The sequence below is a fragment of the Nitrobacter sp. MLSD-S21 genome, assembly GCF_058809865.1.
Genome location: NZ_JBXASZ010000009.1, coordinates 133,983 through 143,416, shown reverse-complemented (window position 1 = coordinate 143,416; position 9,434 = coordinate 133,983). Strand labels below are relative to the sequence as shown.

Genomic DNA, 9,434 nt, shown 5'->3' with positions numbered 1-9,434 from the left:
TCCTTCGTCTGCGACGAGAACCGAACACTCCTTAGATCACACCATCAATTCTGTGCCATAGGCGCTGATCCCGGACAGTCGTCAATCTTTTTGCTCAATCTGCCGCGCTCGGAAACGCACCAGTCGTAGAACGTATTCGGCTTTGCTGTCCTTTTGGCCTTCTTCGCACGAGCTTTTGTCGTCCTTTTCGCGTTCGTCTTCTTGCGTTTGGTGGTCCTGCTGCGCGTTTTGGCTGCCGGGCTATGGCCGGTGGCGGCGGAACGCGATCGGGGTGGGGACATTAACACCTCCATCGGATGATCGAGTCCTACAGGAAAACAGCATGCCTTGCGGCTGCAAAGATATGCACACTGATACCGCTATAACCTTAGATCGTCGCACCTCACCGCTTCCTGTCCGTCAGTGGACTCGTGGTGTGGCCATGCCGTCGGGTCGCGGCGGCGTGTCCGCAAAAACGCACAACGCCGCACGGCGGAATATATTCGCCGACGGCGCTGCTTTACTCACTGAGCCCTGAAATCCTCAGACTATGATCAGTCGCGTGGCACGAAGGTTCAACAGATGAATCCGCGCTGCGCAGCCGCTTCATCGTGAACTCGATCTCGCCGCCGGGTAACTCGCGCTAAGTCTCGACGGCGCTCATGTACGCGGCGGCCGGCCAGCGGTCTAGGAACGCCCTTGCCGTCTGGCGCGCCTGCTCGCGCGGCTGTGTGAAGGCGCCGGGCAGCCATCCGATCGGCCAGGTCCTTCGGGTTGCAAGGCATCGCGATACTCCACCTGCGATGCGGACGGGCGGTGGTTATCCTTAACCACCTGCCCCGATTCAGTCGGTAACCCGGTCGGCGGCCTGCCTAGCCTCTTTGCCGCTCAGGTCGACTTCCCGTTCACTGATCTTTTCGGCCTGAGCCAAGCGCTCGCACCTACTTCGAATATCTTCGAGCTCCTCGTCGGTCAGACGTTCAATTCCGACGAACGAATTTCGAGCTTTGCTTACGCGGATCAACTCGTCCAGTTTGGCCTGGATGGCCGCGCCGTCCCGGTTCTGCGAGTTCTGGATCAGAAAGACCATCAGGAAGGTGACGATGGTGGTACCGGTGTTGATCACAAGCTCCCAGGTGTCGGAGTAACCGAACAGCGGTCCCGTAATAGCCCAGATGAGGACACCGGCGACGGCTACGACGAAGGCGGGAGCGCGACCCGCTGCCCGTGACGTGCTGTTGGCGATCTCGGCGAACAGCTGCGAGCTTTTGCTGCGCTTCTTATCTCCACCCTGACCCTCTGCCTTCTCTGCGCGCGCTGTACTAACCATTTCAGCACCATTGTTCCAGTGTGTTGCGGACGAATGACGCACCACCGAAAGTAGGTTCCGCCGGTACCTGGCCGGGTACAGTTCTTAGGAACAAACGGCAGTGACGCAGCGTTTGGTGGGCCTCAACAGAGGCTTTCCTTATGAAGATATTCGCTCTAAGCGCGCTCGCTGCCCTCTCTGCCGCGCCGGCGCTTGCCCAAACGGTAACGGTCGATGAGTACTACGTCGTGCGGGATCCCGACTCGAAGAAGTGCACCATCGTTGAGCATAAGCCGGCCGTGGCGACCAGCATCGTCGACAACGGCACCTTCAAGACGCGAACCGATGCAGAGACCGCCATCAAGACGAGGGAAGATTGCAAGTCGGACCTGGACGACGATTGAGTGGCACCCGCGTTCAGGCCGCCTGTACAGAGGAGCATTCCCGCGTGAACAGATTTGCCCTAAGCGCCCTCATAGCAGTTGCGGCCATGCCGGCGCTGGCACAGATGAAAGTCCATCCGGAGGAATACTACGTCATCCGCGATTCCGAGACGAAGACGTGCACCGTCGTCGACAAGAGGCCGGCGACCATCACGAACACCCTAACACCCCCTTCGCAGCCGTCCACTATCGTCGGGCTCGGCGTATTCAAGACCCGGGAGGAAGCGGACGCTGCCATGAAGAAGATGGACGTTTGCGACGACGAGGATATACGCGACGACAAGCACGAGCATTGATTTCGTCGCGGACCGGTGTCGAGCCAAGGCCAGCAAGCAACCTCACTTCAGGCATTTCCTTGCGCGCGCTATTTGCGCGTCGGTCGCGCCGGCTGCTCTTGCCACCGACTCGGCCTTCGCCTCCCCGGCGGCAGCCACTATGGCGCGTACATCAGCGCGGGTCGCGACCCGTATCAATTCTTTGACGTTTTGGATCGAGACGTCCGCCCTGGCGCCGCCAACCAGACAGACCAGTGCGAACGCGACCCCCGCGGAAAGCGCGAGCAAAAGGGGGCCGCGGGTCATTGAGGCGACGGCCTTAAGCCTTGCGGGAGCATTTAAGCGGAAGGCGGCGAATTTTCGCACCAACATCGCCTCGGCCAGCGTGGCCCCCGGCGCCGGATGATGCGCCAGAACTCAGTTCAAGGTCTGCTCAATAGTGAACACAGTATTTTTCTTGAAGTTGCCAACCAACTAGGTTGCTCGAGCCATCCACATCGCGAGCCAGCGTACATCCGGCTCAGCTCGCTTGGTCTAACGATCAACCGACCCGAAGGTTCTCCGCGCTTTCCTTGCCGCGGTTCTGGACCACTTCGTAGCTGACCTTGTCGCCTTCATTGAGCGAGCTTAGGCCCGCCTTCTCAACCGCCGAGATATGGACGAAGACATCCTTGCCGCCGTTGTCGGGCTGGATAAAACCATAGCCCTTCTGCCCGTTGAACCACTTCACAGTACCGATCGCCACTGTCGCACTCCTTAGAAATGTTCGCCGAGCCAATCGACGAAACCTTTTGAGCATAAAGCCGCTGATCTGGCTAGCTTCTATCATTCAAGCCGCTTCGAGAATCGTATAAAGTCGGTCAACAACTTCAGGAGTGACCATGGCCAAAAAGGCAAAGAAGTCGGCAAAGAAGACGCCGAAGAAATCCGTGAAAAAGACGGCCACGAAGACCACTAAGGCTGGTGCGAAGAAGAGCGGCAGCAAAAAGAAGGACGGCCGTTCAGATCGTCAATCCTGGTCAACGGACGATGTTAAGCAGCTCAAGACGCTCATCAAAGAAAACACTCCGACCCGTTTGATAGCGTTGAAACTCAAGCGCTCCGAGATATCGGTCCGTGGAAAGGTGCAGCGCGAAGGATTGTCGCTCAGGCCAACCAACCGGAGCCCGAGGGACTAGTTTCTCACGACCGACTCGGGGCTGGCTCGAGATGCGCATACCGCGGCGTCGTTCTGGTGTGCTTGAATGGACGATGCTTGCGAGCCTTCGGCGGCGGATCAAAGATCGGCGCCAGACGCTCATACAGCATCGCCGCCATGGCCTCACGCTTCGGGACCGCCTTGCGATTTGCCTTCGCCATCTTGGCGAGCTTTTCCAGGTCGATACTATCGAACGCTTCGATCCAGGCCAGTCCGTGGTCAGACCACGACGGATGCGCAAGAACGAGATCACTGACGCCCAGAATTCCAGCCGCCGTCAGCGACTGCTCATTCCCAGATGACTCTACGATCGTGCGCAGCGTGATGATCAGATGTCCCTCGCCGTGCTCGAGGAGCATTCGGCGTAGCGTCTGACCGGCTTTAGTCCTCAACGGACCGGTGGGCTCGTGACATAAGGCAATCGTAATTCCGAGATCGGCGCAGATGCTCTCAACGTGCTCATGCTGCCAGCCTTTCGCCATTGCGCTGTATCAGGTGTAAGAGCGCGAACGACGAATTGCAATGCAATGAGCTTCTGGAACGATGACTTGATCACCCTCGGGGACTGATGAGTTATGTCAGTCCGGTATAGTAATCGTCGACCGCTTTGGTGCGGGTCTGATCCGACCAATTCCAGCTGTTTTCGTCGGCAAACTTGGGAGCATTTTCGAGATGGTCCGCGGTAACGCCCATCCGATAGCCCCCGACCTCGGTGTCGTATTTCAGACTGTTCCATGGGAGCGGATAGTGATCATTGCCGATACCTAAAAATCCGCCGAAGCCGAGGATGGCGTACGATACGCGGCCGCTCGTCTTTTCAATCATGACGCGTTCAATTGTGCCAATCTGCTGGTTGTCGGGACCATAGACAGCGGTTCCTTCCACCTTATCGCTTCCGATCAGGGTGCTTGTCTCTCTCGCTTCGGTGACCATGCATCGCTCCTCTTGAAGGTTTGAAATGGCTACGAGCCGACGAAGGCTCGCTCTTGCTATTTTTCAGAAAGCCGCTTGATAGTGGCGATCGCCTGCTCGGGACCGTGCCAACCCAGAAAATTAATCTCCGTCTCCTCCAGAGCGTAGGTAGCTAGGAAAAACTTCTCCAGTTCATTATGGGACCGCGAACCGAGGTTTCGAACGTCATTCAGATCGGTCTCCAGCGGAGAGCGATCGGGGACCGCAAACACGCGGTCATTCCGTTCCTTGTTGCCCTTCCTCTTCTGCTCGATCTCAAGGATGCCAATAGCCTTGCAGCTCATCACTACGCCTGGGAAGGTTTTAGCTTCATGGATAATCAGCACGTCCAGCGGATCACCGTCCTCAGCCAGGGTCGAAGGTATGAAACCCCAATCATACGGATACACGAGACCCGTCATCAGAGGCTTAGCCAACGTGAACGCCAGCAAATCCGGATCGAAATCCAGCTTACAGGTGCTTCCACGGGGCGTCTCGACAACGGCATGGATATGCTCTTCATCGGCCCAGGTAGGGAGTTTGAGCAAATCTGTCATGCCGCTTTCCCTACCTCCGGTCCCCGTCGAAAGCTCAACACTCAACGATAAGCAGAAGCTAAAGTTTTCGATCCACGTTGACCGAAAATCGGGCCTGCAGAACTGGGCCCTCATCATCACGAACCTCTACTGCGATCAGTCCGCCAGCACCATCGATGTGGTGCGTCCGGAGTGCCTCCCGCGCCAAATCTGCAAGCGAGCGAGCCGCTTCTTCTTGCGCCGCGTGGAATGAAGAAAGTTCGAGACCTACTTCGTCGGGCGTGAGAATGTCGCCATCTCGCAGATCGAAATAGTAGCGCATCGCAGTATCCTAAGCCGCAGTCGGCTCACAGCTCTAATGTGGTTGCGCCCGGCTGCCTGGCGAGATCTCGAAGAGCCGCCCACGTTCCCCGCGGAGAACCGCAGCGACCACACTCTACCATCGCGGCTGCGTCTGCTTGCTCTGGATCCGCAATCCTGATGGTCAGGCTGCCGCAATTCTCGCAAACGAGTTTGAAAGTGTTACTATCGATCATGTTAAATCCCGATAATCAGAGATGAGACGATCTTTGATGCAGGGTGAGCGGCCGTCAACGATGCAGAACGGATCGAGTTCCATCGCAGCGGTTCTTCCGCACGATCGGGGCAATCGAATTTGGAACGTACGACCGCCAGCGGAATTGCCGGTCCATGCCCAAGTACTTCTTCCATTTAGCAGGCAGGCTTCCAGCTAACGATCTGATCGGCCACGTTTGCAGCAACGATGATGAAGTCCGGGAACACGGCAGTTTCATCGCTCAACGCGTGGGAACAAAAAATCGGACATGGTGCAAGAAGGGAACTTCATCTCGGTCGCCAACGAGGCCGGCGAAGAGCTGTTCAAGAACCCTATTGCTTCCACTTTGAGCGGAGGAGCTGCTCGCACGAAGCATTCACCCGAGATGGTCGTGGCGACCCCCCACGTTTCAAGCGAATCGGACAATCCACGTTTCCCGCCCGGGGCGGAGTAATGTTTTCATAATGAGAGACGCGCCATCCGAGCAGGAGCAACTGCAGCCGGCGAGCTACGGAAGTCGTCCTGAGGAATTGCCGCCGGCCTCTCAAGTGTTCCTGCAGACCCTGATTTATTAGGCCCCCACTTAAACCATGAGACCGCTCGACGCCCCTCAACAGGGTGCTGCGCTGTTTGCTAACACCGAGCCAACTTACATTGAGCGTCCAAAATCATCCGGATTTTGTTTCCGTCCAGCAGCTCCGGCGCTCGTTTCTGTCCAGATTTCACAAGCCGCGACTGAATTTTCTTCCAGCCTTTGTATTTGCCGGAATCGGCGAGCTTCACCGCCTCCTTGAAGACCTCAAGCTCTCTTCCTCCAAATGTGTCGCCAAGCCCTGCCACCTCTGTGAGAAAGCGGTCAAGCAGAGCTTCGTAATTCAGTAGTCCTTATGCGTGATCGCTTTGGGCATTTTCACTGAAAATGAGAAGGTCGCGGGTGGAGACCGAGCCCATCGATCATACGTCCTGCGCTGATGCGGCCGGTAGAACGATGTGTTGATCTCGACGGCATTCATGTGGCGAGCATAACGCTTTAACTGGCTTCTGCCAACTGGCAAACGTTCGGCATACCGAGAGGAGACGCTCCAGCCCGCCCTGCCAATTCTGAGCTGCAACACACTCATCGAAGAACATTTACAGATTGCGGTAGGTAGCTCTTTAAAAAACCATCCATTTCCGATGGAATCCATTTACCGCGCTTCTTGTTCAGTTCCTCAACTTTTTTGCGTGTAATGCGTGTTAATCAAAACAGCGCGTTTCTCGTTGACGCGCAGCGGTTGGCGAGAGTTTCCAAATGACTATCGCGGTTTTACCGAAGGACGAGGAAGCACGACGCACGCTTCTCAAGCAGTTTTTTATACTCGACACGCCTCGCGAAGAACAGTTTGTCCGCTTGAGCTGCCGAATGACAGGCCCACCGATTGTTATGGTAACCCTCGTCGAAACCAATCGCATGTGGTTCAAGGTCTGCATGGGCCTCATCTCTCAGGAAATCCCCCGCGAGCTGGCCTTTTGTCTTTGTGCACTTTCTTTGTCTGGGACCCTCGTTATCAAAGATGGATCGGCCGATGCGTCCTTTTCCCACAAACCTTTTGTCACTGGTCCGGGCCATATCCGTTTCTATGCGGGCGCACCGCTTCGAATGACCGAGGGCATTGTTCTCGGCATGCTTTGCGTTCTCGATCGTAAACCCAAGCATCTCGACGCCGAGGATATCGCGGCGCTCGAGGATCGTCCTCATGGCGTCATCACCGACCTCGAAATGCGACGTGTCTCGGCAAAATTTGAGCGGCGGCTTCACATCGCCCGACGGATCGTGGCGGTCATGCGGAGGCCCCTCGCTACGCCGGACGGTGAGGTGGTTTCAAGAATCAGCGTCGGCGCGGTCCTCATGCAGGACAAGAAGACAGATGCGGATGCCATCCGTGAGTGGAGGTACTGATGCCACACCGGGACATTGCAAACGCCGCTTCCAGCGAGTCAGCGCGGCTCGCGGCAACCGCCGATTATAATCTCGAACTCTCCCGACCAGAAGCAGAATTCGACCACGTCGTCGATCTCGCGTCGTCGCTATTCAATGTGCCGATCAGCCTAATTTCGCTCGTCGAGAACGAGCGTCAATTCTTATCGCCGCGCGTCGGGCTGGACGTGTGCTCGACCAGCACCTCGTTCTGCCGAATTGCGCTCGATCAGACCGAACCGCTGATCGTCGAGGACGCTTCGCTCGACCCCCGTTTCAAGGAAAATCGGCTGGTGCTAGGCGCGCCCTTCATCCGCTTCTACGCGGGCGCACGACTCCTGACCGAAACTGGTTGCGCGCTGGGAACGCTGTGCATTATCGATGACAAGCCTAGGCGGTTTCCGCCGGACCAGTCGCAGTTGCTGAAGAAGCTCGCTCGCCTGGTCATGGACCGCCTCGAACTGCGTCGGTCAGAGCGAAGGCTTCGGGCCAGCCAACAGCGATTTGAGCGGATGACCCAGTCGGTCGTGAGCGCTCTTGTCTGTGCCGACAGCCAAGGTCGCATCACGTTCTTCAATCGAGCCGCCGAAAAGATGTTCGGCGCGTCGGAAGCCGACAGTCTCGGTCAACCCTTCATCGACCTGTTCCCGGGGATGCAGCAGACTGTCATTCAGAATGAGCTCGAACGTCAGCGACGGGAGGCCGACCTCGACTCCATCGGCCGCCTTCTGGAGCTTGAAGGCCAACGGCAGGGCGGCAAGCCCTTCCCGATCAAGCTCGGCTTGTCAACCTGGAGCGATGACGATGGCCCAAATTGCGGGGCTTTCATCATCGATATCACGGAGCGCGTCGCCGCACAGGAGCGCCTGAAGAACCTTGCCCACATCGACCAGCTGACCGGCCTCCCTAACCGCGAGCGCTTCTTCCAGCTTGCGGAGCAGACTCTTCGGAAAGCAGATCACGCAGCATTGCTTCTGCTGGACCTCGATGGATTCAAGGACATCAACGACACATTGGGCCATTCTGCCGGCGATCGTCTTTTGCAGAGCGTCGCCCAGCGCTTAACGCGTGCGGTCGATCCCGAACTCGGCATTCTCGGAAGACTTGGCGGAGATGAGTTCGTTCTCTTCGTTCCCGTGGCGAATGCATCTGCGGATGCTTCGGCCATCGCGACGACCATCATTGACCAGTTCACGGAGGACTTTTTGATCGATGGCGACGCCTGTCATCTAAACACCAGCATTGGCATCGCGCAGAGCCCTGGAGATGGCGAGAGCATTGAGACGCTTCTAGCCAGCGCCGACATGGCCCTTTATCGCGCCAAGGCAAGCGGCGGCGGCGCCAGCGAAATCTTCTGCGCCGACCTCAAACAGCAGGCGGAGCGCCGCCGCACAATGCAGGCCGAATTGCGACGCGCTTTCGAGGACAATCAGTTCGAACTATACTGGCAGCCGCAGGTCGACATGCGATCCACTGAGATTGTCGGTGCTGAAGCCCTGTTACGATGGCGGCATCCCTCCCTCGGCCTGCGCTCGCCCGGTGAATTTCTACCGGTCCTCGATAAGATGCTGCTCGCGAACGAGGTGGGCGATTGGGCAATCCGAACCGCCCTTGGTCAGATAGCAGACTGGGACGCACGCGGACTGCGTCCGCTTCATATCAGTATAAACCTGTTTGAAATGCAGTTCCGCTCCGGCACGCTTGCGCTGAAGACCATTGCCGAGCTGGCCAGGTATCGCATTGCGCCACACCGTCTCGAACTCGAGGTGACGGAAACCACCGCGATCAAGAGCGAGCAGGCGGTGTTGCGCGAGCTCACTGCCTTGCGGCAGGCGGGTGTCGGCGTAGCCTTCGATGACTTCGGGACGGGGTATGCCTCGCTAAGCTTGCTGAAGCGCTTTCCGCTCAGTCGGCTAAAAGTCGATCAAACGTTTGTTCGGGACATGACTGTAGATCGTGCAGACGCGGCCATCGTCGAATCCGTTCTCAAGCTCGGGACGACATTTGGCTTGGATGTGATTGCGGAAGGGGTTGAAACTGGAGAACAGGCACGCGCCCTCCGAGCGTTAGGTTGCAGCGCAGGGCAGGGTTATCTCTACGGTAAAGCCATGCCACTGAAAGAGTTCGAGCACCATCTCAAAAAACAGCAGAATATTGCTAGCGAACGATGCGCGATGCAATCGACGGGTTGATAGCGTCTCCGCACGACTTGGCACACATCATTCGACAC

The 9,434-nt window shown here is 57.3% G+C and carries 13 protein-coding genes; 6 read left to right on the top strand and 7 right to left on the bottom strand.

The features are described from left to right. Nucleotides 1–823 precede the first annotated feature (823 nt). Complete coding sequence (locus tag AC1RT6_RS19350) at nucleotides 824–1,309, bottom strand: low affinity iron permease family protein (protein ID WP_472791743.1); 486 nt, start codon at nucleotides 1,307–1,309, stop codon at nucleotides 824–826. 140 nt (nucleotides 1,310–1,449) lie between these two features. Here AC1RT6_RS19350 and AC1RT6_RS19345 point away from each other — a divergent pair, with 140 nt between their 5' ends. Then, nucleotides 1,450–1,692: a hypothetical protein gene (locus AC1RT6_RS19345; protein WP_472791744.1), complete on the top strand. Its 243-nt coding sequence runs from the start codon at nucleotides 1,450–1,452 to the stop codon at nucleotides 1,690–1,692. 44 nt (nucleotides 1,693–1,736) lie between these two features. Continuing rightward, nucleotides 1,737–2,027: a hypothetical protein gene (locus AC1RT6_RS19340; RefSeq protein WP_472791745.1), complete on the top strand. Its 291-nt coding sequence runs from the start codon at nucleotides 1,737–1,739 to the stop codon at nucleotides 2,025–2,027. Nucleotides 2,028–2,069: 42 nt separating this feature from the next. Here the strand turns inward: AC1RT6_RS19340 and AC1RT6_RS19335 are convergent, their stop codons facing one another. Together AC1RT6_RS19335 and AC1RT6_RS19330 are read right to left on the bottom strand one after the other, a co-directional pair. Then, nucleotides 2,070–2,312 carry a hypothetical protein gene (locus tag AC1RT6_RS19335; RefSeq protein WP_472791746.1) on the bottom strand — a complete coding sequence of 81 codons (243 nt, stop codon included), beginning with the start codon at nucleotides 2,310–2,312 and terminating at the stop codon, nucleotides 2,070–2,072. Nucleotides 2,313–2,547: 235 nt separating this feature from the next. Next, a complete protein-coding gene (locus tag AC1RT6_RS19330; RefSeq protein ID WP_472791747.1) occupies nucleotides 2,548–2,751 on the bottom strand; it encodes a cold-shock protein in 204 nt (67 codons plus the stop codon). A 136-nt stretch (nucleotides 2,752–2,887) separates the two neighbouring features. Between AC1RT6_RS19330 and AC1RT6_RS19325 the strand changes: the two genes are divergently transcribed. Continuing rightward, complete coding sequence (locus AC1RT6_RS19325; RefSeq protein WP_472791817.1) at nucleotides 2,888–3,184, top strand: hypothetical protein; 297 nt, start codon at nucleotides 2,888–2,890, stop codon at nucleotides 3,182–3,184. Next, on the top strand, nucleotides 3,123–3,506 hold the full coding sequence (locus AC1RT6_RS19320; protein ID WP_472791748.1) for a transposase: 384 nt from the start codon (nucleotides 3,123–3,125) through the stop codon (nucleotides 3,504–3,506). Before AC1RT6_RS19325 ends, AC1RT6_RS19320 begins: the two co-directional genes overlap by 62 nt. Before the next feature lie 271 nt (nucleotides 3,507–3,777). On the opposite strand, the gene AC1RT6_RS19315 is transcribed toward AC1RT6_RS19320, so the two are convergent. From AC1RT6_RS19315 to AC1RT6_RS19300, 4 genes are all read right to left on the bottom strand, one after another. Then, nucleotides 3,778–4,137: a PRC-barrel domain-containing protein gene (locus AC1RT6_RS19315; protein ID WP_472791749.1), complete on the bottom strand. Its 360-nt coding sequence runs from the start codon at nucleotides 4,135–4,137 to the stop codon at nucleotides 3,778–3,780. A gap of 56 nt (nucleotides 4,138–4,193) precedes the next feature. Beyond that, the gene (locus tag AC1RT6_RS19310) at nucleotides 4,194–4,712 is read right to left on the bottom strand and encodes an inorganic diphosphatase (RefSeq protein ID WP_472791750.1); all 519 of its coding nucleotides are present in this window, start codon (nucleotides 4,710–4,712) and stop codon (nucleotides 4,194–4,196) included. 58 nt (nucleotides 4,713–4,770) lie between these two features. Next, nucleotides 4,771–5,013, bottom strand: a complete 243-nt coding sequence (locus AC1RT6_RS19305) for a DUF6894 family protein (RefSeq protein ID WP_472791751.1) — start codon at nucleotides 5,011–5,013, stop codon at nucleotides 4,771–4,773. A 1,109-nt stretch (nucleotides 5,014–6,122) separates the two neighbouring features. Then, entirely contained in the window at nucleotides 6,123–6,368 is a 246-nt protein-coding gene (locus AC1RT6_RS19300; RefSeq protein WP_493029612.1) for a DUF72 domain-containing protein, read from the bottom strand. Between the two features lie 170 nt (nucleotides 6,369–6,538). On the opposite strand from AC1RT6_RS19300, the gene AC1RT6_RS19295 reads away from it, so the two are divergent. Together AC1RT6_RS19295 and AC1RT6_RS19290 are read left to right on the top strand one after the other, a co-directional pair. Beyond that, nucleotides 6,539–7,186 carry a GAF domain-containing protein gene (locus AC1RT6_RS19295; protein ID WP_472791753.1) on the top strand — a complete coding sequence of 216 codons (648 nt, stop codon included), beginning with the start codon at nucleotides 6,539–6,541 and terminating at the stop codon, nucleotides 7,184–7,186. Continuing rightward, the gene (locus tag AC1RT6_RS19290; protein ID WP_472791754.1) at nucleotides 7,186–9,396 is read left to right on the top strand and encodes a putative bifunctional diguanylate cyclase/phosphodiesterase; all 2,211 of its coding nucleotides are present in this window, start codon (nucleotides 7,186–7,188) and stop codon (nucleotides 9,394–9,396) included. Before AC1RT6_RS19295 ends, AC1RT6_RS19290 begins: the two co-directional genes overlap by 1 nt. Nucleotides 9,397–9,434: the final 38 nt, after the last annotated feature.

Excerpts from the sequence above, each read along its gene's own strand:
- AC1RT6_RS19315 (WP_472791749.1), bottom strand. The coding sequence starts at position 4,137 with ATGGTCACCGAAGCGAGAGAGACAAGCACCCTGATCGGAAGCGATAAG.
- AC1RT6_RS19335 (WP_472791746.1), bottom strand. The coding sequence starts at position 2,312 with ATGACCCGCGGCCCCCTTTTGCTCGCGCTTTCCGCGGGGGTCGCGTTC.
- AC1RT6_RS19345 (WP_472791744.1), top strand. The coding sequence starts at position 1,450 with ATGAAGATATTCGCTCTAAGCGCGCTCGCTGCCCTCTCTGCCGCGCCG.
- AC1RT6_RS19310 (WP_472791750.1), bottom strand. The coding sequence starts at position 4,712 with ATGACAGATTTGCTCAAACTCCCTACCTGGGCCGATGAAGAGCATATC.
- AC1RT6_RS19350 (WP_472791743.1), bottom strand. The coding sequence starts at position 1,309 with ATGGTTAGTACAGCGCGCGCAGAGAAGGCAGAGGGTCAGGGTGGAGAT.
- AC1RT6_RS19305 (WP_472791751.1), bottom strand. The coding sequence starts at position 5,013 with ATGCGCTACTATTTCGATCTGCGAGATGGCGACATTCTCACGCCCGAC.
- AC1RT6_RS19290 (WP_472791754.1), top strand. The coding sequence starts at position 7,186 with ATGCCACACCGGGACATTGCAAACGCCGCTTCCAGCGAGTCAGCGCGG.
- AC1RT6_RS19300 (WP_493029612.1), bottom strand. The coding sequence starts at position 6,368 with ATGAGTGTGTTGCAGCTCAGAATTGGCAGGGCGGGCTGGAGCGTCTCC.
- AC1RT6_RS19325 (WP_472791817.1), top strand. The coding sequence starts at position 2,888 with ATGGCCAAAAAGGCAAAGAAGTCGGCAAAGAAGACGCCGAAGAAATCC.
- AC1RT6_RS19295 (WP_472791753.1), top strand. The coding sequence starts at position 6,539 with ATGACTATCGCGGTTTTACCGAAGGACGAGGAAGCACGACGCACGCTT.